This is a genomic window from Aerococcus kribbianus (assembly GCF_026805545.1).
Classification (GTDB): domain Bacteria; phylum Bacillota; class Bacilli; order Lactobacillales; family Aerococcaceae; genus Aerococcus; species Aerococcus kribbianus.
Map to the genome: position 1 here is coordinate 204,327 of NZ_JAPRFR010000002.1, position 25,014 is coordinate 229,340.

The following is a 25,014-nucleotide window of genomic DNA, read 5'->3' on the forward strand; positions in this document are numbered from 1 at the left end:
CTTTCCATGAAAAAGCGTAAGCAGAAGTAACCTAATCATACATACCTGCTCCCAGTTCCAGAACGCACTGCTCTAAAATCGCTACACGTTCTTTTTGCTTATCCAGTTCATCCTGTAGTTGCTCAATTTCGCTTATTGGTTCTTCTTGGCTATCTGGTGGGATTTCTTTGAGCTGAACAGTCTCGGTGACTTCGAATTCCTCGTTATTAGGTGTAAACGGCTCTGGAAATAATTTACTGTCGTCTGCATCAATCGGGACATAATTAAGTAAGGTCACTTGTAAATCGTCGTTAGTATCAATTGATAAGATATAGTCTGTCATTTCATACTGCTTATCTGCAGTGATTGCTGTCAAGTCATAAACGATTGTTTTGCTTGTTCCCTCTGTTAAGTCATTGATCGTGACTTTAATTAATTTGTCGTTAAACTGATAACTGATTTCTTTATCATCACAAATTTGAGGACTATATAATACTTTCATCATTTCCACCGTCCAATCGCTAAACACCGCACACTTCCATCAACTAAATTTTTATCTGCTTGATACACAAACGACCAACCGACAAATTTTGATTGAGTGGTGTTCGCACCGTCGGACGTGTACCAAATTCGCCACTCGCCATATGACGTAAAGCTTGTAAACACTTCGCTGTCTTTAAATGCGATAGGATAGACCCAAGTGTTGTGCGATGTGCGCCACAATCCGCCTGAGCTACTAAAATCAGCATTCCATTTAAAGTTCTGGTCATATTTGAAATGCCAGCAAATCTGCGTTCCATCCGGAAATCGGACCCAGTTGCCATTAGCGTTACTGCCAGATGTAAAATCAGCTTCTGTCATGACTTTGCGCCAGTTCTGCCAAGTCGAATTATAATCATAATATCTACGATAGTATTTATTGCCGTCATAATCAGTAAATGTTTGATAGACCATACCTCTGCCCGTATCGACTACCTCTAAGATAAACGCTCGATCAGTTGCAGTATTACTAATACTACGAGCATCAGCATTGGATATAGTGTAGTATTTCCCGCTTGTCTTATAATTGTTCAAGTCAGCACTGCTTGGAATGATCACTGTTGAGCCAAACGGCACTCCGTTTTGATAAATATCGCCATCAACATACACGTCACCAGCAACGTCTAAAATTCGTCCATTTTCAACGATTTTACCAATTCCGACACCTTTATCTGACCAACTCATCACTGTTGATGACGTTGAGATACTTGCCATGGAAATGGACTGACCTACTTTATCTGAGACAACCAAGCGAATGTCATAGGCTTTAGTTAAGTCATAATTCGTCCCAGCGTTTTCGCCGGTATTGCTGTAAGATGTGCCTTTTACATTAAGCTCTCGCACTGTCTCCCAATTACTGGCGCTTGTGAGTTTCCGTTGGATTTTGATATTAATCGTGTCACTACCTAGCCCACTTGTTGAGACATTGATGACTGCCTTAACACTAGTGTTTGTCCCATCGCCTGTTCGTGCAGGCACAAATAAATGAATTTTTGGCGGGGTGTATTGCTCAACATTAAACGTGATAGTCTTGCTTGCTGAGCGCCCCCTGCTATCTGTAACAGTAACAACTAACTTGTTTTTACCAGCACTGAGATTGGTCCAAACGTATTCAGCACCGCTTGCTTGTACACCGTTTAAGTTTTGTCCAACACTTCTAATACTTGAATTCCACACACCGCTAGCAGACACCACCGCTTTAAGTTGTGAGAGTCCGGCAATGTATTTGCCACTTGCTTTTGCTTGAGCATTTTGTTCGACTAGCGCCACACTATCTATGACTGGCACAACACTGCTAGACATGACTAATGTCAGCCAGTAAGTATCTGTCCCTAATTTTGTGTTGCCATTGTAAGTATCAACCCAAAACTTAACTGAGACTTTGTCTTTATCTGGCACATCATTCATCATTGATTTTTGGATAGTGTGGTCATACTCACCGTAATCAATCTTTTGGGCAATAGTCACTCGTTGACCGTTTAATTCATAACCAATATCAGCTTTGTAACTAGTGTCTTTACGCCCCAACGAAATCCGTACAGTATCCCCAAATTCTGCTTGAGTTATTGGCTTGAGGTCAGAATTTTTAATTGTAATTGTGTGACGTCTGGCAATATCTGGCAAACTTGCTGAGCCGCTTAAACTAATGTTACCAACCCATGACCCGTTCCATGTCAGATTCAGCGCATAACTTGCATTAAACCGCACTGATCGTGACCCGTCGCTTGCATGAGACACCCATAAGGTTTGCGTCCGTAATAAATACCGCCCAGCACTCGTTAGACGAGTACCAGGCGCAGTAAAGTTGTATGAACCCCCAGGGCTAACTAATAATGACCCACCGCCACGCATGGTGTAGCCAATTGACCCAACCACATTTAGGTATACCTTTGTTGTGATTTTTGTTCGGTTGTTAGACATATCTTGCTCATTAATTGTGTAATCGAGTTCAAGCCAAGGTCTTGTCCCTGACTTACTCCCTACTACTGTTGACATTAGTTACCCCCTATCCAAGAAATCGTGGTGATTTTATTGCTGTCTGCTAACTTTTCGATTTTATGATTACCGATTGTCAAAGTATTTAAAAAGACCCCAGAAAGAATATATAGCATTTGTCCAGAGACATAGGCCACTTCTTTCCCAGAGTCTAAGAATGAGATTTTTTCATTGTCAATAGCTACTTTTAAAGCATTGCCTTCTTGACCTAAAACAAGGCCCTCTTCGCCAAAAGATAAGTAGCGACTTATCGCTTGCATAAATGCTTGGCCACTGCCGACATTCGCTTCTAAAATCTTAAAGCGGTCAAGAACATCAGTCTTGTTCGAATCAATAGCATCTTGTAACACTTTAGTGTAAGCATCCAAATCAGAATACTGACCAGATAAATTATTTAGGCTATCGGCTGATGGATATTGTTCAAGCAATGATTGCACAGCTGATTGGGCTTGTTCTAAATCAGACACTTGGCCTTGACTAGCCTTTTCGTCGATTTGGCTTTGCCAATCTTCTGGTGCAGGTGACCAGTCGGTGCGGACGTTGCCTTTTTCTATTTGAAAATTTTTTGCTTCTACTGCGTACGTAAAATCATCAGGACCATATTTAGCAAAATAAAATACTAATTTTGTTGTTCCACTAGGGATTTCAAAAGTCGTTGATGTATAACCGTGAGAAATGCTATCACTCGTTGCAACACGATTGCCGTCTTGGTCATCAATACGCAAACCACCACCAGGTCCACCGCCTCGTCCAATATAAATACTAGCAGTTAGAGTATCACCGACTTTAGAATCTAATTCTTCTAAAGTATATTCGTTTTTACTTGTCTGATCAGGCACAAGACTACCTGCATAACGGCCTATCTGTTGATAATATTTTAAGTCAGCACTTGTTCCGAGCGCATAATTCCGTCCACCAACTTCAACATTATCATACAGTGGACTCCAACTATAATCACCTCGATTCGTTGATTTGCTAGGTGTCGATTTATTATAAGCGATGCCTAAGTAGCGTTTACCATCGGGATTATCAGACATACCATTACCATCTTCGTCATCAGCATACTTAATCCAGGTATATAACGTCTCACCTTCAGGTCCTCGACTACCTGCTTGACCTTTTTCACCCTCAATTTTGGACCACTTATAATCTTGAGGATTGTTTGATTCCGTGGCTGATTTTTGATTGCTGGCGATCCCTAAGTAAGATTTACCATCTGGGTACTGACTCATGTTCTTGCCATTAGCATCGTCAGCATAGCGTATCCATGTGTAAGTCGTAACACCATCTTTACCAGCTGGTCCAGGTAATCCTTGTGGACCTTGTGGGCCTGGTTTACCATCTTGACCATCCTTACCAGCAGGCCCTGTGGCACCTGTAGCTCCCTTAGGACCAGTGTCGCCTTTGTCCCCTTTTTCGCCTTTAGGACCTTTAACAGCCAACCAAGTATAATCACCAGGATTATTACTGTCTGCTTTTGTGTAGTCAGTGTAATGTCCGATGTAGTCCTTATCTTTGCTATCGCTAACACTAAAGTCGGTTTTTCCATCTGTAGAATTTGCATAAGCTGTGTGGAAGTAAGGGGTCCGTCCGTCAGCACCTGGTTTGCCAGGAATACCGTCAGAACCATCTTCGCCTTTAAACAAACTCCACTCGTAAGCTTTGGGGTCTTTGCTGTCAGCTTTTTCAAAGTCGCTGTAAAAGCCCATGTATTTCTTGCCATTAGTAGCAGTTAGAGTAAAGCCTACAGTGCCATCAGCACTGTCAGCATAGGCAAAGTGGGCATAGGACGTTCTACCGTCTTTCCCATCTTTACCAGGTAAGCCATCCTCACCATCTGCCCCTGGGGGGCCTGGTGTCAGTTCCAGTTGTTCCAAGTCACGTTTGGTGATAGCATCTTGCCAGCTAGACCCTGTCCAAAGTCGGTTGAATTTGCCATCTTCATCCTCAAATTTCCACACATCACCAAACCCAGGATTCTTTGGCTCTTCTTTTTGGACGTAGACTCCAATAGTTAAGTCTTTAATGGTATAACTAGCAACTGCCACCGCAATCTCGTCAATCATTGCGGTACAAGTAAATGTGGCTTCATTATCAACATCGTCATTAGTCACTTCCAATTGATTTGATTGGTATTCTTCATGTTGGGCATTCCATTCGCTATCCGAGGTCAGTGTTTGATCAGGTGTTGCAGAATGACGTTCCCAGATAAAATAATCAATCATTGCAGTTTGGTCGATACTCAAACGAGTTACATTAGCAATTAATGAAGTACTAACGACCTTATCTTTAAATGTACTCCCTGAACTAGATTCAATTGTCATCACATAAGGTTGCTTATTCCAGTTAAAACGTTGCGCTTCTAATTGCCCTTGTAAATTTAATAATGCTGAAGCAATACCACTCTCTTGTTCTTTAAAATTAGTAAATATAGCTTTACTATCATCAGGGTTTACCGTACTACGAGTGACGTCCACTAAACGTGCATCAAGATAAAGTGCTGGAGAATAATCATGATCAATAAGACGTACCCAGTCACCTAATTCAATATCTTCAGGGAGATAGTTTAAATCTACTTCATAACTCACTTTCGGTTCATTATTCGCTTGCAATTGTCGCAATCCTTCATCAAATAAAGTCTTTTGACTGGTTGCTTCTGAGTTATAAATTTTAACAATATAACCCATCTTGTCGTTATGATGACGGCTCCAGACCTTGCCTTGTTCACGGTCACAGATTAATCCACTATCTGTAACATAAAAGCGCCCATCATCATATTCATAACCAATAAGATTGGTATCTCGTTCAACTTCAGTATCTTCATACACTGTCTTTGTAATCGTTCGAGTGGTCTTAATTTCCCCTTTATCATTTGTTGACGCGGGGTTTGTATAACGCTCAGACCGCTTCATAATATTGGCTATTTTAGTATGCCAATTAGGGTCTGTTGCATATTGATGGATACCGCTATTATGACGCATTTTGTATAAAGTAGTTTGCTTATAACTAGACTTATAATAATTACGAGCAATCCATTTAGCACCCTCGATAATACCATTAGCTAAACCTGCATTACCGTAGTTCTTAGCGTTATCAGGATTATTATCAAATGCACCAATACCAAAATAGTTATGATACTTACGCCCATAATTTGAATTACCCCAAGCAGATTCGAGGGCAGCATGCGCTAAAATATAACGTGCGTCCAATCCACTTTGTTTTTGAGCATCAATAAACACATTACCTTGACCCTTAAAAGCACTATTAGGCGCTACTGCTTTAATCCAGTTGTTAAGTTGGCCAGCAGTTAGACCAGGCAAATTAAAGCCTAAATCATGTTTAGTTAAATCAGAGTTAGTCCAATAAGCTTTTTTATTGCTGTTGCTAGTAGTCACTGGGTCAGTATTTTTCCAACGCAACCAAATTGTTGGCGGTCCACCTAAATAAACTTGGCGGTTTGGTGTAATCGCAATACCGTTAGACCCGTAATTACAATGGATAACTCTATTTTTATCATACACAACACCTGTATGACCATAAGCCCCACCTGAGCCACCTCGGCGACCAGATAAAAAGATGTCCCCTTTTCGAACTTGACTTTTATCAATTTTTTCAACATATTTACCAATCCAGGAAAACATCGTCTCAGTATTTCCTATCCTATGATTAGATGGTATAAGCCCTGCATGTTTCGCGGCATAGTGCACTGCACTAGAGCAATCGTACGAATGAGGGCCATTACGAGCGCCCATTGAGTATCTGACTTTGCCACGACGGGATTCGAACCATTGCACAAATTTAGTAATTTTTGGATTTTCTTTAGTCGATGACGTGCTACCAGTACTTCCTGGTTTAGTTTCAGTGATAGTCTCAGTGACTGTCTTTGGTGTCTTGATAGTTTCTTTGTGTGGTTTACCAATTGGGCGAATCGCCGTACACAAATCTGTAATCGAAATATTACGATTAACATTTTTCAATTCTTTTCCAATTACTAACCGATGTCCAACATCATTTCCACGTTCTTTATGAAAATTAATATATTTATGTTTTAACTCAGTTCCATCAAAATCAAAACTGAAACTAATTTCAGCTCCAAAGCGCCCAGCTATCTGATTGATGCGTTTTGTCTGATTAGTAATACCCTCGTATTCCAAAGTCAGGTTATGTTCGTCTTGAATTTCGTCTAAGCCTATTTCCCAACCAGAATCAGTACCAATAACTTTTTTGATAAACTCAACTAAAGTTCCTTTAAATTTCAAATCACCAGTGTCTTCATTAAGCAAGTCCAATCCTGCGTCTTCTGCAATAATCGTTTTGCTTGCACGTGTTTCTTCCACTTCCATGATTTCTAACATAACGTGATGTCCACGTTTATTAGGAATAAAAACATAATGTCCTACTTGAATCTGTTCCACTGTCTCAAATGATTTTTCAATCTCTGCAGAATATAGCGACGTTCCTGACTCGATTGACATATTTAATTGGTCATTAATAAGTCTTAAGCCACTTTCTGTTTCAGATTTAGCAATCGCCACTGTATTAAAAAAACGGTCTGTAAAATAAATCATCTATAAACCTCCCTATACCGTACCGTTACATCCGGGGGAGCATCACTACTAGAAACCACTCCAACTTCATATTTTCCTGGTGGGATACCAAACGTTGAACTACCATAAGCAATTGGTGTCAATTCGGGGACTCCGTTAACTTGTACCGTTTCATTAGACATATCCATCAATAATAAATCATCTTTATGCCATTTGTATCTTGGGTCAGGGAGGTTCAATACATTAGTCACTGTTTCGGTCGTAGGCTCTACCCATACTTGCGAATTTAACCCTCGCATATAAACAAATTCCGGCCGGTTATCACTGGCTTTCGCAAAATTACCATATTGTCCACACCAAATGATAATATTGTCTGCTTCCATCGTCTCAATTTCAGGAACCGTGTAAGTTCGTGATAACTTTTTCTTTTTACGGTCATTCCGCAGTTCAAAAGTAATATTCTTTCCTTTTTTTACCATCAAAATACGTCCATAAGAATCTGTAGAGAATGTTGTGTCACCACTTCGTAACGGTAATCCTTTATTTCCGGCACTAAGATATTGCATCACGTCACGATTACTTTTATGAGCACTGTATAGCACTGATGCAATTTCATCATTTCCAGAACGGACTGAAATATAAACAGCACCCATTTCTGCTGCAGAAGCAATCTTAAAAAAGTGCCACATCGAGCAAGACCAATCGGTAGGCTTTGTACCAAATGTCCGACGAATGGCTGGACCATGCCACTGATATGCGTCTCCTGTCCCATAATTAGGCACAATAGACCCAGTTTGATTATTACCAGCACCTTCAATATCTTGTTCGAGTAACCATCCTAAGTATTTTCCTCTGTTCATAAGTAAGTAAGCTTTTTTACTATGCGATTGGTTAACGTTTTTAGTTTTAACTGCAAGAAACGTTTTGCCCTTCACCCAGTTATCCATTCTCTCGCCGGTTTGCCAGTGAGTTGCATTTTTACTAATCGTAGCTTTTCCATTCGAAGGGGTAGCAGTCGACTTTTTACCCGCCGTAAAGCCTCCAGATGATTTCCAACCAGGATTAATCAAACTAATATCAGAAGAATGCCAAGCGTTAGGTGTATCCATTTGATCAATAAAAATATCATGACTACGGCGTGTCATTTGACCGTTAGTCGTTTTCGTTTCAGTCACTTTGACTTCTTTTAACGGGGAAGCTTCTATTGGTTCCCCATATTGAAATATAGCGTCATTAGTAACGAAAGAAACCATATGTGTTGTATCATTCAAACGACATTCAAATTGGGGATAGATTAAGTCTGTCCCATTATTTTCAATCATAATACTTGTTGCTTGCTTAACAGTATATTCTTTCGGTTCAATGGCATAAGAAACACCATCAGGCACTTCTATTTGTAATTCTGCTTCTGATAAATGCCAGGAATTAGAAGGAAGAATATCTCCTAATACTCTTCCTATCCAATACCGGTCCGGTTGGTCACTAAAATAAAAATGTTGTAATTCACCAGTAAACAGTCGATTTAACACATCAATGGTTTCTAATACATCATTAATGATAGTCAATTCGACTTTAATGATTCGGTTTTTAACCCGTGGTCCCATATGACGGTGAACCTGATTGATAAAAACTAAACTATCTAAATCTTCGTTATCCACACGCATTTTTATCATAATAAGTCACCTGTCCTTCTTGGTTGGAATGTATTTCTAATTTTTTCATCCTTTTTAAGGCGTCTATCAATTCGCTTAGTTACTTTATACTCATCCATATATACATCAAAATCCATTGTTTCTAATAGTTCTAATAAATGTTTGTTGTAACATTTTAAATCATCAAAATTTGCATTCAACTTCTTGTTTTGAACAACTAAAGTACGAATGAGAGCATTGTTGTTAGTTGCATTGATATTCACTGTCCGCCCGTATTGTTGAATAATAGGAGACGTCGTCTGAGCACCAATACCTTCAGCGTATTGAGGAAGCCCCGGAAAAATGCTGCGCGTTTGTGACGCGCGCAATACTTTGGAACCTCTCGGTAACGGTAAAATGACATTCCGACCATGAGGAATAAATTGTTCTCCAGAAGGAAGCGTGACCATTTCACGGAAAATGCCACCTTTTTGATCATTAACCATAGCTAATCCACCAGGGTGATAAGTAGTACCAGAGGCCCAGTTTTTAGGATTAATCCCCGAACCATCCCACCAGCTAGAAAGACGAGCTGTGATAGTAAATGATTTGTCTTTCGCTGAAGCACGTAAATTTTCTACTTCCTGTTGTGTTTGTGATGAATTTGTGCTAGAGGGGATGCTTACAGATGTACCATTTGTTTGGTTAGCTTTTGATTGTAAATTCGCAACAAGCTTCTGTGTATCTGGTGAATTTGAATCGGATGGAATATAAACCTTCGTTCCATTAACATCTACTGATTTTAATCCTAAACTATTAACTTCTTCTTCAGTTAAAGGTGAACTTGTATCACTAGGTATGTACACATCTGTGCCATCAATATTACGGACGGTATAACCTAATTGTTCTAATTTATTAGTTGTATCGGGCGCATTAGTCGTCGTTAGCAGTTGTTTGGCTTCTTCAACTGATTCAACCAACCCCCAGTTATACATCAATTCAGCAATTTTTTGATTAGAGTCATCTGCATTTGTATCAATAGAAGCAAATTGTTCTACAAATTCTAAATCATTCCATAGTCCAGCATTCTCGATAGCAGTATTTAACTCACCATTGTGTAATTGTTCTTGCAACACGACTACTTTTTCAGGAATGTCCAACGTTTCCCATTGCCCAAGTTGGACTAGAGCTTGCTCTAAATCTTCTCCATTTTTGACATTCATCAATAATTCTTGCTCTTCTGGACTAAGATTATTCCACTCTACTCCGACCTTTTCTAGAATTTCATCAATTTTTTCTAGAGATAAATCGGTATTTAATTCAAGGTCTTTTGGTGGAATCTCTTTGGCACCGTAATCATCAAGTGCATCACTAATGACTTGAAGTGCTTCTTCAGTTGTCTCAGCATTTTTCAATTGATTAATGGCTTCTTTATCAAGGACACCCATTCGTTCGAGCGATTCAATCGTTGTCTTTTGTGTCAGAAACTCCATGTTATCCCCTAGAAGTTTCATCATTTCTTCGTTATCTGATAACGATTCTCCAGTAGTCTTAGAAATCTTTTGTAAGCTTGTTACCATAGACAGAACTTCTTCTTCCGTCAATGACCGCCGTTCTTGAGAAGCAGAACTTAAAATTTCTGTGATACTTTGTTGAGAAGTCTTCAATGCATTTATTTTTTCTTGAGTTGTTCGATTAATCATTTCAACTTCATCATTGTATTGTTGTTCTGTAATTAGATTATTTTCCAACTGACTATTTAGATTATCTATTCGAGCTTGACGTTGCTCATTTAATGCACTGATTGTTTCTGACGTCACCTTATCGACAGAGGCAATTTGAGATTGCGCCCAATCAGCGGTAACCTTTTGCCCGCTTTCGAAAAAGCGAGTAATTTCTCCGGAAGTATTACCTAATTGAATACCGTAATTATTAAACGCTTCCTTAATACGATTTATTTCTGATTCACTGGCACCAAATTCTTTCAACTTCACATTCAAATTATCTAATTCTAATGAAAATTGTTTGAAAAGATTGCCCTGAAAGAACTTATGGGTATTATTAAATAAACCTTCATCAAATGTAGCCTCTAAACTATTCTGAATATCCGCATTTGCTTCTTGAATTTCCTTTGCCGATGAACGATAAGCATCTGCTGATTCTTTACTGCCAGTTTTTACCTCATCATTCAATCGTACTAGTTCTTGACGCCCCTTCATGACACCATCGAACCATTCTTCATAGGCACCATCAGTTTCATCAATAGACTCTTTATGACGACGAGCGGGCTCTGTGGCATTACGATAAAGTGCATAACCAATACCACCAATAGCCGCCACTGCTGCTGCAGCACCTACAATCCAGGGATTGAAAGCCAACGTTCCTGCAGTAGACACTGATTTCCCGGCGCTAGTTGCAGAAGTACTAAGCTTGCCGACTTCAATCGAAGCATCCGCTGCACTAGTCGCAAACTCTTCCATCGCTTTCTTACCTGCATTTTTGGCTAAGATATCAATTAACCCTTTTCCAAGTTTTCCGAGACCACCAGTCAGTTGGCCAACGGTTTCAACGACGCGCCCTCCTGTGGAAAGAACAGGACCTAATGCAGCTGCAAACGCTACCCATTTAATAATATTACGTTGTTGTTCTTCACTTAAAGAAGAGAACCATTCGGCCATTTCTGACGCTTTTTCAATCCAAGGTTCTGCGGCATCTATAGCATCAGTTAGTGCATCAACTAATGGTCCTCCGAATTCGATAAGAACATCGGTTACTTTGTTCTTTAAAAGTTCCAATTTATTCTGTAATGTATCAAAAGCTTCAGCCGCTTCCTCATTGAGTGTAGAGTTTTCTTTATAAGCATCTGCAGACATATCTAACGCTTTATTTAAATCATCATGACCTCTTGCTAAGGCAAGCACCGCATTAACTTCCTGAACAGAAGTAATTCCCAAATCTTTAAGTAACTGATTGGCATTTCCACCGGATTGTTGAAATTCATCTAATCCTTTTAAAAAACCTTCCATTGCTCGTGCAGGATCTTCTTCCCAAGCCGTAGCAAATTCAGATGCAGACATATTGGCGACCTGCGCAAATTTTTCTAGATTAGCTCCACCATCTAAGACCGCGCTATTTAACTTACTTCCAAATCGTTGTAACGCCGAACCTCCAGCTTCCACATTAACCCCCATAGAGAGTAATGCTGCTGAGATAGCTACAATCTCATCATCCGCTAAACCAATCATTGCACCGGTTGTAGCCCAACGTTGTGACATGTTCATAATATCGGACTCTGTTGCTGCAGTATTATTTCCTAACTCAACAACTGCACTCGCTAAATTTTGAACTGTATCCGCTCCACTACCAGTAACATTTAAAAATTGAGCCATTGAAGTTGCGGCGTCTTCGGCTGACATATTCGTTGCAACACCCATTTTTGCTACTGTTTCTGTAAACTGAGCTACTTTATTAGATTCAATACCTAACTGTCCGGCTGTTTCGGCTAAACCAGCGAGCTCTTTAGCACTAACAGGGATCTCTTTCGCTAATGATCGAATTTGATTTTCTAATTCTTCATGGCTAAAAATTACATTTCCGTTAGAATCAACAATTTCATCGTTAGTTTTACGCATACCAGCAGCGGCTGTCTCCCAGTCACTAGCTGCTTTCACTGCGGCAGTTCCTAACCCTGCAAGCGGTGCAGTGACGCCCATAGTTAAGGCATCACCAACATTTTTAGCAGTAGCTCCAAACTGCTCAATTTTGCCCCCCGCTGATATAAGTTTTTCAGAGTGGTCATTTAGTTTTCCTGTCCATCCAGTGGTACGAACTTCTGCTTCAGCCATCTCTCCAACAGTCCGTTGTAAAGCTAAATTGTAACCTTGTAAGACACTTTCAGCTTGTTTCACTTGCCGAGCATATTTTACAGTCGATTCTGTTACTTTCCCATCAACAAACGATTTATCAAAGGAATCTTTATAAGAGTCAACGACCTTGCGCTGAGCTTCGATAGTTTTTGTTAATCCTGTGTATTTTGCCTCTAACTTACTTAACTGACTTCCTGCTAAGTCAGCCACTCGCATATTAGTCTTCATATCGTTAGACCAATACTTTACTTCGTTTTTAGCTTTTTTTAAAGACTTACCAAAATCAGTAGAGTCTAACCCTAGCTCAATTATCATTTCTCCTAAAGGTGCTTTACTCATAAAATACCTCCTTTCTAAATCGTTTGAATGAAGTTGGCTAAATCAACCACTTCTTCTTGTTGTGATTCATCATTTTTGCACAGGATATCCACAATCAAGTCATAATCTGTGGATAACACATCATTAATAGTAAATCCATTAAGATTGGTTACCACTTTCTGGATTAAAGTCTTGAGACTGGCTAATACTTCTTGTGCTGGGATAGCTTCCCCGTCTCTTTTGGGTCTGTTTCTCCTAGTACTACTTGATTAATTAAACCGTGAATTTTTTCTTCAAATTGACGTGAATCCAAACCACTTAAGATACGTTCAGGGGTTACACGTTCATCATCAAATAATGAGGCAACAAATTCAATTTTTTTCACGATAACATCAACACCGGGTTTAATTTCACCTTCCTCAATTAATGATTGATTTTCATACCATTCCAACAAACGTTTCATAGGAATAAAATCCTGTACAAAAGTATCCACTTGACCATCTTCGTTTTTGAGCTCTAATCGTAATTCCTTCATCATCTCATCCTTTCAAAATAAAAAACCCCCTCAGTTGAGGAGGCAAAGTATTAAGCTTCTGGAGTAATAACAGTATCAGTATCCCCTGGCAACAATTGGGACCGAAGTTTGCTTAGCTCTTCTGAATCTTTCCCAACATATTTTCCTAAAACTTGACCAAAAGTTTCACCATCTTTAGTGTCTGAAATTGCACTAAAGACATAAGTTTCTGCTTCTGGAGTATAAGCTTCATTATTAAGAGTTTGCATATTAATTGCTTCTTTAGAGAACTTTCCTTTGAAGAAACCTAATACTGCTTCATCTCCCTGTAGTGTCTTTGACTCAATAATAAGCGAGCAGAAAGGAGCTACTGTATCAGAACCAACATAGGAAATACCACCTGATTGTTTATATCCTAAAATCTTATCATTTACTTTGCTAGGAAGGTCTAATAACCCAAGGTTACAAGTAACATCGCCTGTCCCCTGTTGAGATACATAGTAGGCTACGTCTGACCCATATACGCGTGTTGCTTCTTTAGAAAGACCTGTAATCTCTGCGGTTGTAGTGGCCCCTTCATCTTGCTTACCTACTACTTCATACGTTTCTGTAATATTTCCGCTTTCATCTAAAACTCCAATGATAGCGCGCTTAAAACCAACTAATGTCATTATGCTCCATCTCCTTTTTAATATTCTGTATCATTCAATTTTGTCACTATACGATAGCGTTTAACAATTACATAGCTTTGGATTTCTTCTAAATACTCATCAAGTGATTCAGGAAGTTGTACAAATCCCATCGCTTCTAGGATACGATGAATCCGATAACTAATTTGTCGTACGACACCATCATCCTTACCTTGAATATGTATATCGAATGTCAACTCCTTGCTTAACTCTTTATTACTCCCATGGACAGCTGGATGAGGAGTCCCTTGCGGTACGATGGCAATATAAGGAAATTGAGTCTCAGTATGCTCCACCCATTGATAGAATTTAATATGAGATTTATCAATTAGAAGCATTAACTCTCTATCTGCAATAAAAGAATTTCGAATGGTTTCTTTCATATCTTTTACCATGCAACCACCTCCTACATATCCATCTGTTTCATAATGCTGTCTTTTACATCACTTAAAAATATTGATTCAGCCCCATCAATATAATTACGAATAACACCTTTTCCTGGTGGGGAATACCGTCGATTCCATCGAGTATAGCCAAATTCATTCAAATGGACTAAACGATACCGTTGATGCGGACCGTTCCAACCCACTTTAGCTTTACGTTTACCATCCGCTTGTTTTCTTGGATCACTTATCACTACTTCATCGCGCGTATAGCCATAATCAGCATACACATTAACTGCTTTTTTTAATCCCTCTTTAAAAGGTTCACCAGCTTCTCGTATCGCTTTATTTTGCACACGTGAAATCTTCCGTTCGCCTAATTCTTTTTCCATATTTTTTAAAACTTTATCTAAACCCTTTATATTGATACTCATTCATTCACCGCCAATACAAGAATAATAAAATCACTGTTTTGTATATCAGGACGAATTGAGATAATACGCCATAGCTTATTAATAAACCGACGGTCATTAATACGAACTAAATGATGATTTGAAGGATAATAATCGCCTAAAGGGTCACGTATTTTAACCGTCACCCCTTGCTCGACTCCTTTTGTTTTCATAACCTCCATATCCTTAAAAGATGGATTATAGACTTCTGCAAAACAGTAAAACTGAATCACTTCTTCTGATTTATCAGTGGGTTTGGGTCCCGTCTGCCCCAATTCAATAAAGTGAATAGGTGTCCTCAGTTCTCCAATATCTGTCTGTGGCTTTTTATATTGTCGATGCATCTTCTTCACCTAATTTCATCAATGATAAATCAAGAATTTCACTTTGATAATTCTCACTGAAAAACTCAAGGTCACCGTTATATGCGTAACGCACACGATTAAACACTAATTCTTTAAACCGATTATTTGTCATTGTTAACCCACACAACGGAGATAAAGCATCATTTGAAGCAGATAATAAGAACAGTAAGTAGTCATCTTCACTTGAATGGAAGATACGCAAGAATTGCTTTAGTTCTTCAATATACTGATCTATAGCCATAAAAAACCTCCTAGTCTAAACGTTCTAGGAAGGTTTTATTGGGTACTTGTTCAGCTAATTTTTTCTCAACTTCTTTAGCACGTTTAACCGTCATTTCTACTTCTTCTTCAGGTTCCAACTCACGGTCTAATTCTAAATCTTTGTATTTATTCAAAACTTTGAATTTTGCCATGTTTTATCCTCCTTCTATGCTTCTGGGGTGTCGATTGTTGTTCCTGGTGCATCTTCCGGAATATCAAGCGTCCATACTGCAGTTGATTTACTATCTTTTGCTTTACCAAACACAAATTGTTTAGCAGTATACAAATCCATATCTTCAATTGGTAAGGCTTGGTCGTATTTACGGACAGTCACTCCTCCGCCAATTACTGCATCATAACGTCCTTTAATAAAGGTTGTCACCTCATTAATTGGTTGAGCAATAGATTCTACAATTTGAATATTAAATGGTAATGCAGTCACATAGACCCCATTAGCATTTAGAACAGTATGTTGTGCTTCAACTTCCCATTTATTTTCAGGGTTTACCACCATCACAACTTTCCCTGAAACATTAAGTGAGTGCCCATTTTCTTTAGTGGAGTGATATTTCATCACTTTAGTCAATTCATTGACTGTTGCTCGCGGTGTCGCAAAGGTCAACGTCCCTTCAGCTTCTTTTTTTGGATAAGTTGTAACTTCCCCTGAAACAGAACCTTTCTTAATATCCCGATTTAATCCTATTGGTTTATCGTTACCGTCACCATCAACAAAAGCTAACTCAATTGCCACAGAAAAAGCTTCAGTAATTTGAGTGCGAACAAATGCTTCAATCCAATTCACATTTAAATCTTTAAGATCTTTAGGAATTACCACAAAGGCTGTTAACTTATTGGTAATCTCAGTATCTTCGCTGAAAGCAGCGTCCAGTTGCCCCTTAATTTCACCAAAGATTTTACCCCATACAGCAACCCCAGATGTTTCAGAACACAAGAACTTCACACGTGGGCCGGCAGAACGCATACCAATAGCATTTAGTAGTGGATGTTCTGTCGTTAAATCTTCAAAAATTTCATTAATAGTGGTCTCAGGTAACAGTTTTTCTTCTTTATAACCTACTTCTTTGTCAATCTCATTAAAGAATCGATATTGTTCAGGGGTTAAGCTTGATTCTTGTACAGCCAATCCTTGTTTAACTACAGCCTCGGCATCAGATTTCGCTTGTTCACGAACTGTTTCTGCTAATTCGTCAATCATTTCTCCATAAGCTTCACCCTGGATATTTACATCTTCATTTGCTTTAACTGCATCAATAAAAGCTTGACGTGCATCTTTGAAAGAGTCACTTAATTGTAATTTCATCATATTTTAATCTCCTTTATATCAAAATAAAAACCGCTCAAATGGCGATTCTGTTTTCTTTGTATTTTGTTCTATTTGCTCTTTTTGTTTTTCAGCTCGAATTGCATCAATTACTTTTTTAGGAATAATTTCTGCAGTAGCATTCGCTACTAATTCAACAGGTGGTTGTCGTTGAATAATTTCATCGACAAATCCATAATCCAAAGCATCTTGAGCTGTGAGCCACGTCTCATGATTCATTAAATCGAGTAATTCTTCTACAGATTTCCCTGTTTTAATTTGATAAGCTGCTGCAATTGATTCATTAGTTTTGGTTAATACTTCTGCAGTATGTTTCATTGCATTTGAATCACCAGCTGCCCAAGTTGAAGCGTTGTGAATCATTATCTGTCCTACAGGACTCATTCGCACAGTATCTCCAGCCATTGCAATTACACTAGCTGCACTACCAGCCCAGATAACGTCAACCTCAACATGACCTATACGTTGCGTTAATTCATGGTAAATTTCTTGCCCTGCATTGACATGACCCCCACCACTATTAATCTGAATCTGAACATCTTGTTCGTCTCCTAAAGCATCTAAAACATCTTTGGGACAAGTCGCTTCAATACCAAATTCATCATAAAATGGTTTTAATTCATTAGAAATGATTGTGCCATTAATCTTGATTTTCTTCATCTACTTTCTCACCTCTTTCTAATTTTTGTGCTTCTTGATAATTCTTAGTCATATAGCGTTGATTCATAAATTCTTCCTCTGATGGTTCGCGCCCTAATTCGATTAATAAATCATTAGGTGTAAACAAACCAGAAGAAACCAATTTATCAATCGCTTCTGACATAGAAAAAATATCTGGAGAAGCAACATTTAATACCCGAATGCGAATGTGCTTTTGATATTCCTTCTTAGACAACAACTTAACATTTAATTCATCAGTAATTAATTTAATTAGCGGATGAATACAGTTATTTCGATACATCTTCCAATTACTTTCTAAATCGAGTTTTTCACCATGTATTAAATTAGGAGGAACACCAATAATTTCAGCAATATCATCAACTAAAGCAGCGCGTGCTTTATCAATATCATCGTAAGGCTGCATTGCTCTAGTCCCTTTATTTGACAGTTCTTCATATTGAAAACCATTAGCATTCGGTACAGTAGCCACTTGCTTATCTCTAAAAGAACTGTAAAGAGAATCAATATAATTCTGTATTTTTTGTTGTTGGGCTTCACCATCAGCAAAAGAACCAGTACGATTTAAATTAATAACACCCCGAATTTGGTTGTTTCGCTTTACCGCGTTTAACAAATTATCAATTAATTCTGCATAGTCTTCAAATAAGCCATCAATTAAACGACATAACTCCTCGTTGTTATAAGTTACATAGATAACATCCTCTTCACGGAAAGTTCTTTGAAATTCATAGCCATTCACAATAACATTTTTAAATGTTGTACCATATACAGCTGTCGATTCTTTGAAGTAATCTTCCGCAATCAGTAGTTGGTTATCATCTGTAATAATAACTAATAGTTCATTTTCAAACAGTAGAGTATAGATAGCAGCTTTCCAAAATTCACTAGCGTTTTGATTGCGATTAGGTTGAGCATTAAGCAGACGCTCCCATTCAGCGAACTTTCCTTCTGAAAGGTGTCTGCCATCTCTATGAAAGTGTATTTCAGCTGTACTAAAGGTACGGGAAACATACCCTAATACTTTTTCAATTACTGCACGTTTTAAATAAGTTTTATCTCCTAAACGATCAATATCACCATTAACAAAGATAAATTCTTTATCTAATGTGATAAAATCCTTAATCCGTTGAATAAATCCCACCATTTATCACCCCCTCTACCAATTCAAACTACTTGTAAAGTCTAAGAAACTATCAACATCAATTTGATCATCTAATTCATTTGCACAATATAATGCATACAATAATGCATGAAAGCCATCTGTCTTTCGTTTTACTTCTTCCTTTTTGTCAAAAATTTTTCCTGCATTAGTTTCTTTTACATACACATTAGAAGTAAACCAGCGCATCATTTCATTATTACCAAATTTAAATTTATGATTAGCGAATCCATCTTCCACACGAGGAGCTAATAAAGGATGAACAGATTGTGGTCGTTTAATCACTTCAACTTCAAAACCTTCATCTTCAAATAATGGTCTTAAAATATCCATTTTATAATTATCTGCGACAATCTTTTGTACACCATATTTCTCTCTTGCATCAATAAACCAATCAATAATGTGATGAGGATTTAATGAAGGTTCATCAATTACAGTTAAATGACCTTCCTTTTCCCACTTTCTTATGGGGGCCTTACGTCCGCCACCATCCATATTTGCGCTATTAGAATAGCCATAATGGACATCAACGAACTGTTTAATAACAAAGCTATGGTTGATAAAAGAGTATTCCTCGCCACGTTTAAATAACAAACCGCATGAGGCGAAATCACGCACTGAACCATAATCAAGTCCTCCTATTGGTATAAGGCCATCTAGATTGAATAGCGGCTGGATTGTTGCTTCTAATTCTTCTTTTGACGCAACGGAGTGTTCCATGTCTCCTTCGATTAAATTCATTCGTTTGGTAACGAATGCAGGCCGTTTAGAGGGTGTATAAACTAGCTCAGAGTACTCATCTCGAATGGTTTTCAGCAATCGTTTACCGCGTTTATTTAACGGTTTATCAAGCGCTGGATTAGCCTTTGCCCACTTCGATTCATCATCCATTTCATCAATATCATCTAATTCGCATATGAATGGAAATATACCGTTATAATCCGCTTCTCCATTTAGAATATCTTCACACCGATTATATTTACTATCAAAGTATGCACCACGGACAAAACCCTTTGTTCCAATAAAGAATTGGCGACCGTAATCAACTTTACCAATCCCTCCACCTAATACATCAGGAATCGAACTATCAGGCATTTCATGAAATTCATCATAAAAAATACAGCCTTCTCGTCCACCATCTAAGGTGCTTGAGTTAGCTGCAACAAATAATATTTCTGATTGGGTTTCTAAACTTGACACACGTGATTTATACGCCTCGAATTCTCCAGGTTCTCCTAGATAATCTTCGGGTGGATGAGCGTTCAAGGCTTCGTGCCCTTTTTTATTAACACACAAACGTACATCGTTCAATGAGCGTTTAGCCTGACGTTCAGAGTTTGCTACTAAAGTAATATCATAAGCATTCACTCCATGTAAACTACTAATAAAATAATGCGCTAATGTTGAAATGAATCCGTTTTTTCCAGCTCCACGTCCAATAATCAATACAAACTGATTAAATACAACATCTTCTGTTTCATATTCCATTAAAAAGACAAAGGCAGCAATAAACTTTTCCCATGCATCTAAAGGATAATACCACTGTTCACTAAACTGTATATAGTCGTTTAATTTTTGTTCATCATAATAATACAAATCATCATAAGGAAGTATCTTTTTCTCCAAAAAATCAATCAACTGTTTTCGCTTAGTATTTACTACCATCTCACCATTTTTTACTCGTTTAATATAGTCATCAACATAGGAATTTTCTAACACGTTAACCACCTAACAGTCGATTACGTGCCGTTTTAGAAGATGCTTTAGGTAATAAATTCGTCAGTTGGTTGATAATGTTAGCATACTGTTTTTCTCGATAATCGTAATTTTCAACAATTGGTCGCTTTCGGTCGTACGGCTCCATATTTTCAGATTGTTTGAAGCGCTCATATTCACCATTTTCCAAGATATCACGCCAATTATCATCCAATAGAACACGTAAACGAGCAGCTTGACGAATGAGTCCTTCAACCAACTTAAAATTCTCATCAGAAATACCACTAAATAAATCCCCTAAACGTTGTTCTTCCTTTTCAACGCGACTTTCCATTGCTTCAACCCGATTATTTAACAAGTAAATATAAGGCACATTCAATACTTTGGCAATTGATTGAAGGTTATCTAATGTTGGAGACGTTAATCCTCTCTCGATTCGACTATATTGATTAACCGATATGCCTACTTTTTCTGATATTTTTGCTTGAGTTAAACCTTTTTCTAATCGAAGAGCTTTTATTTGATCGTTAATTTGCTTCACATTCACATTCTCCTTTCCTCTGAGCCAGGGAGGGGCACAAAATTAGAGGTGACAGTCGTGCAGAAGACCCCTCCCACCGGTTCCCACAAAACATTGTCATATCAACCTTTTGACCGGGGGGGATTATGATAATTCACTCTTAATTTTGATAATTTTCAATGCAAAAGCTATCACTTTTTCTCTCATTTCATTCTTTTTGTTTTCAAAAGAACCAAAGTCTACTGCGTATCGCTCTTTTAGTACATATTCATTCAGTGTTTCTTCTAATGCTAGTGTACTAATCAAGTCACTGACATTGTCTGTTAATTCTTCTGGCTTGAGTAGCTGTGTATAAGCTTTTACTCTTGCTGCCCAACTTAATGCTAGTTCACCTTCAGTCATCTAACCATTCATCTCCTTCCCACTTGTTCTGTTGTTTCTTATTAGGTCTATAGTTAAAGCGATGATGTCGCTTGTTATGACATTCCTTACATAGTGTTCGTAAGTTATCTGGATCAGTAGCTAGCTCAGGATAGTGCTCCAATTCCTTTATATGGTCTACCTCTAATACGGTTGTCTGTCCTGTAGTTACCCTACCTTCTGCTTTACATAGCTGACATTCATAATGATCCCTCAGAAGTATCTGTTGCCTTAGTTTTCTCCACTTGGTGGAGTTATAAAACTGTCGTCTTTCTTTCTTATTCATCCATTCTCCATATAAAATCAAAGCGTATTTATTGTGTATATGTTACATCACTTGATACTACTAATATAACTTATTTATCACTCAGGTTTCTGTCAACTTTCCATCATTTTTCACTCATTTTTTTCATCAAAAAAAGCACCTCATAAAAATGAGGCGCTTCTATAAATAGTGCGGAAGGTATAATGCTAAATCATCAGTCTTAAAAGAAATGTCTAAAGAGTTTAAGTAGCAATCCTATAGCTATAAAAAGATGACATTTATGTGTATCCACCATATCTTCTTCCACACACTAATAATCATAACATCTTTTGAATTCATTTTACACCTAACAGTGAAGTTTTACATATCCCGTAATTTTATTAATTAAAAGCGCCCCCATTAATAAGGGACGCCATATGTGTGAAGGTAAAGTGATGCGAATATGTTATATAGGCTGAATAGAAAAGGATCGTTATACGTTTTCAGTAAGTGTAGTCTAAAGGGTATACGACACCATTTTGTTTAGTTATTTACCTTCACTCTACCAATATAAAACTTTTCTGCCCTTTTTACCAGTACAAACTACTAACCTAAGTTAAATAGTAATAATATAAGGGTATAACTACTATGGAAATCAAAAATAAAGACACTTCGTTGTTAGTGTTGAGCGTTTTAAAAGAGAGTTTGTTTAACAATTTTTTTCGTTTTATTAATCAATATAATCCATAGACCACATTATAATCCCTCTCCCAAAAATACTATACTTTGATTATAGTTTGGAGTCAAATGTACTACCTAAAAAACGCCTCACAAACTGCGAGGCGTGAAAACGTATTGTCATAGAGAAAAGAGAGGTATCAACCAAACGGGTTCTACAATCTAGTAAAGTAGTGGAGACTAATTTGCAATTATCGAATTTATTTAAAAAGAAAAGAAAATTCAAATTTAATATGGAAATATGCTGTAAGTACCCTTCTTTTCTCTACGTTATCTATTATAAATCTTTGTAATCATTTTGTCTAATCTCCCGAAACACGAGTAACTCACCATTATTATAAGCTTCAGCAAATTCTAGCTGTGCTTTACCTAGTTCTCGATAATAACTGGCTTCGCTAATATTTTCAGCGCGATAGATCATATAGTCATAACATATTTCATTTGAAAAATATTTTAAGTATAACCGCCGCCTAGAATACCCATCTAAACAATTTATCGCATGTTTTATCGCCTCGAATTGTGCCTCTGCCTCAATTTTTACTGCAACATCATCTGCCATTTTATCTGTTTTTCTTCCGCTACTTTTGGGTTCAAATGAATAAGTAGCTGTAATTTTTTGATCAATTGGTTGACCAGCTAATCGTCGAATTGAGTGATATTTCCCAAGCAAGCGATTAACCTTTCTTTTTGTTTTTTCTGTATCTAACTCTTCTAATACCACTCGCTGGTCACTCTCCTTATTTCTCTTTAAATTCGTAATGATTTGTAGAACTTGCAGTTATGACATCCGTAACAACAGCAGTAAAAATACTCTAAATAAAAACTGTATTTGTAATTTGGTTATCTTTCTTTTTCATTCCTTAGTTCCATAATCTTATCTGGCTTAAATCCGCAAAACGTCTCTTTATCGGTAACGACAATCGGCATTGATGTAAAACCTGTCATTCGCGCTTCCTGTAGTGCCTCGTCTGATTTTGTAATGTCTTTGACTGCAAATTCTATTTTATTATCTTGCAACATACGTTTTGTAAATGTGCATTGGCTGCAATTCGGTTTGCTATAAACTGTTATCATTAATCATTCTCCTTTAAAATTTCCTCACATAGTTCAATCGTCGAATTCAATGCATTAACCAAATAAAAAATATCTTTACTATCAAATTCTTCATACTCTTTCACTTCTAAATCTGCCAAAATCTTTTTATTATGATTTATTGAATCTTTTAAATTTTCTTTATTCAACTTCTATTACCTCTCCGTTTATGTCATTAGCAATTCGTTCCGCACGTTCTTTATCCTCGAATTTGTAAAACTCTTTTGTTTTGCGATTGCTGATCGTGTAATTGACATGTCGAGTGCCCAACATCTCGCCAGCAACATAATCAATCAGCACTTTGTCGCCTCTCTTAACGATATACACGACTAGGAACCCCTTCCCAGTAGGAAATAACACCATTCCCTGTTTCCGGCTTGCGTTCGCCTCTTATTTTTTTAATCTGTTTTCTCAATATAAAATTCCCGTTAACGTTTTTAAACGACAAAATTTCTTTTTTATAGGTGTTTACTTTTTTCTCTTTATTAGAGTTCACCAGTTCTTTTAATGTGATGTTATAAGCTTTTTCGATTTGTTTAATTTCGTAAAGTGATAACTTCTTACGGTTTTCGATAAGCAGTTTTTGTCGTCTAACTGGGATACCTGTTTTCTCTTTGACTCCGTCAGATTCGTCTTTTTCCCAAAGTTTCTTCAAGACACCTCCAGCAAGATTATTCAAAATTGATTTTCTATCTAGCCGATGTTTTACAACAACTGGATCAAATGTTTCTTCTCCCAAAATACTTTTAATCCAGTACATTTCCATGTAATTCAATGGCGCATAAGGATTGCAACGAAACTTTGCTATGTGAAACAAACCTTTTCTATGCAGTTTGCTGATTGGGATTTGTTTTAGTTCGCACGCTAAACGTATGGCTTGCTCGTAATTAATTTCTTCATTCATCCAACTAGTCCTTTCTTAAAACGGTAATTCGTCATCGTTCAAATCAGGTGTTTCGTTATTTAGGATAAAATTGCCGTTATTTGAGTTTTTAAAGGGGTCAGCACTATTCGTATTAGTATTAGATTTCGGAGCATAATACCCTTGTTCTCCGCTTGATTTCGAGGTGTTATTCTGTTTATTGTTTCTAAATCCGATTCTGTCAACTAAAATTTGTTTCTCGTAATGCATTACCCCGTCTTTTTCGTGATTGTTATCTTGGATTTCACCCATGACACCGATCATATCGCCCTTTGAGAAATATTGTGACACTGTTTCTGCCGTTTTTCCAAAAGCCACACACTGTAAAAAGTCAGCAGGATAATTCCCGTCATTATCTTTTCGTGAGCGATTGACCGCAACTGTAAAGCGAGCATAAGACATGTCACTATTACTTGTCTTTAACTCAACGTCTTTGACCAGGCGCCCGTTGATAATTACTACGTTATCTGCATTCATTCAAATACCCCGTTTCACCATAAATTTTCTTTTTCGTACTCATAAACACTTTATATTTGCTTTTTACTTCGCGAACAAAATCGTCGTCTTGCATATAGCCCAGATCGTGTCGACGGATTGCTTGATAGATCGCTTTGTTAAAGTTGTCTGTGACTAATTCGAT

General features: G+C 37.7%; 26 protein-coding genes. All 26 read right to left on the reverse strand.

Annotated features, from left to right (window positions below; translation table 11 throughout):
- Positions 1 to 31: 31 nt before the first annotated feature.
- Positions 32 to 484, reverse strand: coding sequence for a hypothetical protein (locus OW157_RS05925; RefSeq protein WP_268752436.1), 453 nt, complete (start codon positions 482 to 484; stop codon positions 32 to 34).
- A complete protein-coding gene (locus tag OW157_RS05930) occupies positions 481 to 2,514 on the reverse strand; it encodes a DUF859 family phage minor structural protein (RefSeq protein ID WP_268752437.1) in 2,034 nt (677 codons plus the stop codon). The genes OW157_RS05925 and OW157_RS05930 overlap by 4 nt, the downstream gene beginning before the upstream one ends.
- Positions 2,514 to 7,082 (reverse strand): phage tail spike protein, encoded by a 4,569-nt coding sequence (locus OW157_RS05935; protein ID WP_268752438.1) that lies wholly within the window; start codon positions 7,080 to 7,082, stop codon positions 2,514 to 2,516. The genes OW157_RS05930 and OW157_RS05935 overlap by 1 nt, the downstream gene beginning before the upstream one ends.
- The gene (locus OW157_RS05940) at positions 7,079 to 8,725 is read right to left on the reverse strand and encodes a distal tail protein Dit (protein WP_268752783.1); all 1,647 of its coding nucleotides are present in this window, start codon (positions 8,723 to 8,725) and stop codon (positions 7,079 to 7,081) included. The genes OW157_RS05935 and OW157_RS05940 overlap by 4 nt, the downstream gene beginning before the upstream one ends.
- Positions 8,726 to 8,730: 5 nt before the next feature.
- Complete coding sequence (locus OW157_RS05945) at positions 8,731 to 12,897, reverse strand: phage tail tape measure protein (RefSeq protein WP_268752440.1); 4,167 nt, start codon at positions 12,895 to 12,897, stop codon at positions 8,731 to 8,733.
- Between the two features lie 14 nt (positions 12,898 to 12,911).
- Positions 12,912 to 13,052 carry a hypothetical protein gene (locus OW157_RS05950; protein ID WP_268752441.1) on the reverse strand — a complete coding sequence of 47 codons (141 nt, stop codon included), beginning with the start codon at positions 13,050 to 13,052 and terminating at the stop codon, positions 12,912 to 12,914.
- A gap of 26 nt (positions 13,053 to 13,078) precedes the next feature.
- Positions 13,079 to 13,411 carry a phage tail assembly chaperone G gene (gene gpG / locus OW157_RS05955; protein WP_268752442.1) on the reverse strand — a complete coding sequence of 111 codons (333 nt, stop codon included), beginning with the start codon at positions 13,409 to 13,411 and terminating at the stop codon, positions 13,079 to 13,081.
- Positions 13,412 to 13,461: 50 nt separating this feature from the next.
- On the reverse strand, positions 13,462 to 14,061 hold the full coding sequence (locus OW157_RS05960) for a major tail protein (protein ID WP_268752443.1): 600 nt from the start codon (positions 14,059 to 14,061) through the stop codon (positions 13,462 to 13,464).
- A 17-nt stretch (positions 14,062 to 14,078) separates the two neighbouring features.
- The gene (locus OW157_RS05965) at positions 14,079 to 14,474 is read right to left on the reverse strand and encodes a hypothetical protein (RefSeq protein ID WP_268752444.1); all 396 of its coding nucleotides are present in this window, start codon (positions 14,472 to 14,474) and stop codon (positions 14,079 to 14,081) included.
- Positions 14,475 to 14,485: 11 nt separating this feature from the next.
- Entirely contained in the window at positions 14,486 to 14,896 is a 411-nt protein-coding gene (locus tag OW157_RS05970) for an HK97 gp10 family phage protein (protein ID WP_268752445.1), read from the reverse strand.
- A complete protein-coding gene (locus tag OW157_RS05975) occupies positions 14,893 to 15,258 on the reverse strand; it encodes a phage head-tail adapter protein (protein ID WP_268752446.1) in 366 nt (121 codons plus the stop codon). Before OW157_RS05975 ends, OW157_RS05970 begins: the two co-directional genes overlap by 4 nt.
- Entirely contained in the window at positions 15,242 to 15,520 is a 279-nt protein-coding gene (locus OW157_RS05980) for a phage head-tail connector protein (protein WP_268752447.1), read from the reverse strand. The genes OW157_RS05975 and OW157_RS05980 overlap by 17 nt, the downstream gene beginning before the upstream one ends.
- A 10-nt stretch (positions 15,521 to 15,530) precedes the next feature.
- Complete coding sequence (locus OW157_RS05985; RefSeq protein WP_268752448.1) at positions 15,531 to 15,692, reverse strand: hypothetical protein; 162 nt, start codon at positions 15,690 to 15,692, stop codon at positions 15,531 to 15,533.
- A gap of 14 nt (positions 15,693 to 15,706) precedes the next feature.
- Positions 15,707 to 16,861, reverse strand: a complete 1,155-nt coding sequence (locus OW157_RS05990) for a phage major capsid protein (protein WP_268752489.1) — start codon at positions 16,859 to 16,861, stop codon at positions 15,707 to 15,709.
- 21 nt (positions 16,862 to 16,882) lie between these two features.
- A complete protein-coding gene (locus OW157_RS05995) occupies positions 16,883 to 17,542 on the reverse strand; it encodes a head maturation protease, ClpP-related (protein WP_268752449.1) in 660 nt (219 codons plus the stop codon).
- Positions 17,523 to 18,707: a phage portal protein gene (locus OW157_RS06000; protein WP_268752450.1), complete on the reverse strand. Its 1,185-nt coding sequence runs from the start codon at positions 18,705 to 18,707 to the stop codon at positions 17,523 to 17,525. Before OW157_RS06000 ends, OW157_RS05995 begins: the two co-directional genes overlap by 20 nt.
- 12 nt (positions 18,708 to 18,719) lie before the next feature.
- Complete coding sequence (locus tag OW157_RS06005; RefSeq protein WP_268752784.1) at positions 18,720 to 20,441, reverse strand: terminase TerL endonuclease subunit; 1,722 nt, start codon at positions 20,439 to 20,441, stop codon at positions 18,720 to 18,722.
- A 1-nt stretch (position 20,442) separates the two neighbouring features.
- On the reverse strand, positions 20,443 to 20,979 hold the full coding sequence (locus OW157_RS06010; protein WP_268752452.1) for a helix-turn-helix domain-containing protein: 537 nt from the start codon (positions 20,977 to 20,979) through the stop codon (positions 20,443 to 20,445).
- Positions 20,980 to 21,102: 123 nt separating this feature from the next.
- Positions 21,103 to 21,360 carry a hypothetical protein gene (locus OW157_RS06015; RefSeq protein ID WP_268752453.1) on the reverse strand — a complete coding sequence of 86 codons (258 nt, stop codon included), beginning with the start codon at positions 21,358 to 21,360 and terminating at the stop codon, positions 21,103 to 21,105.
- Positions 21,353 to 21,664, reverse strand: a complete 312-nt coding sequence (locus tag OW157_RS06020) for an HNH endonuclease (protein WP_268752454.1) — start codon at positions 21,662 to 21,664, stop codon at positions 21,353 to 21,355. The genes OW157_RS06015 and OW157_RS06020 overlap by 8 nt, the downstream gene beginning before the upstream one ends.
- 973 nt (positions 21,665 to 22,637) lie before the next feature.
- Positions 22,638 to 23,081: an ArpU family phage packaging/lysis transcriptional regulator gene (locus OW157_RS06025; RefSeq protein ID WP_268752455.1), complete on the reverse strand. Its 444-nt coding sequence runs from the start codon at positions 23,079 to 23,081 to the stop codon at positions 22,638 to 22,640.
- A gap of 119 nt (positions 23,082 to 23,200) precedes the next feature.
- Complete coding sequence (locus tag OW157_RS06030) at positions 23,201 to 23,434, reverse strand: glutaredoxin family protein (protein ID WP_268752456.1); 234 nt, start codon at positions 23,432 to 23,434, stop codon at positions 23,201 to 23,203.
- On the reverse strand, positions 23,434 to 23,601 hold the full coding sequence (locus OW157_RS06035) for a hypothetical protein (protein ID WP_268752457.1): 168 nt from the start codon (positions 23,599 to 23,601) through the stop codon (positions 23,434 to 23,436). The genes OW157_RS06030 and OW157_RS06035 overlap by 1 nt, the downstream gene beginning before the upstream one ends.
- Entirely contained in the window at positions 23,594 to 23,779 is a 186-nt protein-coding gene (locus OW157_RS06040) for a hypothetical protein (RefSeq protein WP_268752458.1), read from the reverse strand. Before OW157_RS06040 ends, OW157_RS06035 begins: the two co-directional genes overlap by 8 nt.
- Positions 23,766 to 24,356, reverse strand: a complete 591-nt coding sequence (locus OW157_RS06045) for a hypothetical protein (RefSeq protein ID WP_268752459.1) — start codon at positions 24,354 to 24,356, stop codon at positions 23,766 to 23,768. The genes OW157_RS06040 and OW157_RS06045 overlap by 14 nt, the downstream gene beginning before the upstream one ends.
- 15 nt (positions 24,357 to 24,371) lie before the next feature.
- Positions 24,372 to 24,851 (reverse strand): single-stranded DNA-binding protein, encoded by a 480-nt coding sequence (locus OW157_RS06050; protein WP_268752785.1) that lies wholly within the window; start codon positions 24,849 to 24,851, stop codon positions 24,372 to 24,374.
- Positions 24,852 to 25,014: the final 163 nt, after the last annotated feature.

What these genes read in the sequence shown, in the direction of transcription:
- OW157_RS05970 (WP_268752445.1), bottom strand. Translation starts at nt 14,896, where the DNA reads ATGAGTATCAATATAAAGGGTTTAGATAAAGTTTTAAAAAATATGGAA.
- OW157_RS05940 (WP_268752783.1), bottom strand. Translation starts at nt 8,725, where the DNA reads ATGCGTGTGGATAACGAAGATTTAGATAGTTTAGTTTTTATCAATCAG.
- OW157_RS05985 (WP_268752448.1), bottom strand. Translation starts at nt 15,692, where the DNA reads ATGGCAAAATTCAAAGTTTTGAATAAATACAAAGATTTAGAATTAGAC.
- OW157_RS06050 (WP_268752785.1), bottom strand. Translation starts at nt 24,851, where the DNA reads ATGAATGCAGATAACGTAGTAATTATCAACGGGCGCCTGGTCAAAGAC.
- OW157_RS05935 (WP_268752438.1), bottom strand. Translation starts at nt 7,082, where the DNA reads ATGATTTATTTTACAGACCGTTTTTTTAATACAGTGGCGATTGCTAAA.
- OW157_RS05930 (WP_268752437.1), bottom strand. Translation starts at nt 2,514, where the DNA reads ATGTCAACAGTAGTAGGGAGTAAGTCAGGGACAAGACCTTGGCTTGAA.
- OW157_RS05980 (WP_268752447.1), bottom strand. Translation starts at nt 15,520, where the DNA reads ATGGCTATAGATCAGTATATTGAAGAACTAAAGCAATTCTTGCGTATC.
- gpG (WP_268752442.1), bottom strand. Translation starts at nt 13,411, where the DNA reads ATGAAGGAATTACGATTAGAGCTCAAAAACGAAGATGGTCAAGTGGAT.
- OW157_RS06000 (WP_268752450.1), bottom strand. Translation starts at nt 18,707, where the DNA reads ATGGTGGGATTTATTCAACGGATTAAGGATTTTATCACATTAGATAAA.
- OW157_RS06020 (WP_268752454.1), bottom strand. Translation starts at nt 21,664, where the DNA reads ATGAATAAGAAAGAAAGACGACAGTTTTATAACTCCACCAAGTGGAGA.
- OW157_RS06030 (WP_268752456.1), bottom strand. Translation starts at nt 23,434, where the DNA reads ATGATAACAGTTTATAGCAAACCGAATTGCAGCCAATGCACATTTACA.
- OW157_RS05925 (WP_268752436.1), bottom strand. Translation starts at nt 484, where the DNA reads ATGATGAAAGTATTATATAGTCCTCAAATTTGTGATGATAAAGAAATC.
- OW157_RS05975 (WP_268752446.1), bottom strand. Translation starts at nt 15,258, where the DNA reads ATGCATCGACAATATAAAAAGCCACAGACAGATATTGGAGAACTGAGG.
- OW157_RS05965 (WP_268752444.1), bottom strand. Translation starts at nt 14,474, where the DNA reads ATGGTAAAAGATATGAAAGAAACCATTCGAAATTCTTTTATTGCAGAT.
- OW157_RS05945 (WP_268752440.1), bottom strand. Translation starts at nt 12,897, where the DNA reads ATGAGTAAAGCACCTTTAGGAGAAATGATAATTGAGCTAGGGTTAGAC.
- OW157_RS05995 (WP_268752449.1), bottom strand. Translation starts at nt 17,542, where the DNA reads ATGAAGAAAATCAAGATTAATGGCACAATCATTTCTAATGAATTAAAA.
- OW157_RS06015 (WP_268752453.1), bottom strand. Translation starts at nt 21,360, where the DNA reads ATGACTGAAGGTGAACTAGCATTAAGTTGGGCAGCAAGAGTAAAAGCT.
- OW157_RS05990 (WP_268752489.1), bottom strand. Translation starts at nt 16,861, where the DNA reads ATGAAATTACAATTAAGTGACTCTTTCAAAGATGCACGTCAAGCTTTT.
- OW157_RS06045 (WP_268752459.1), bottom strand. Translation starts at nt 24,356, where the DNA reads ATGAATGAAGAAATTAATTACGAGCAAGCCATACGTTTAGCGTGCGAA.
- OW157_RS05960 (WP_268752443.1), bottom strand. Translation starts at nt 14,061, where the DNA reads ATGACATTAGTTGGTTTTAAGCGCGCTATCATTGGAGTTTTAGATGAA.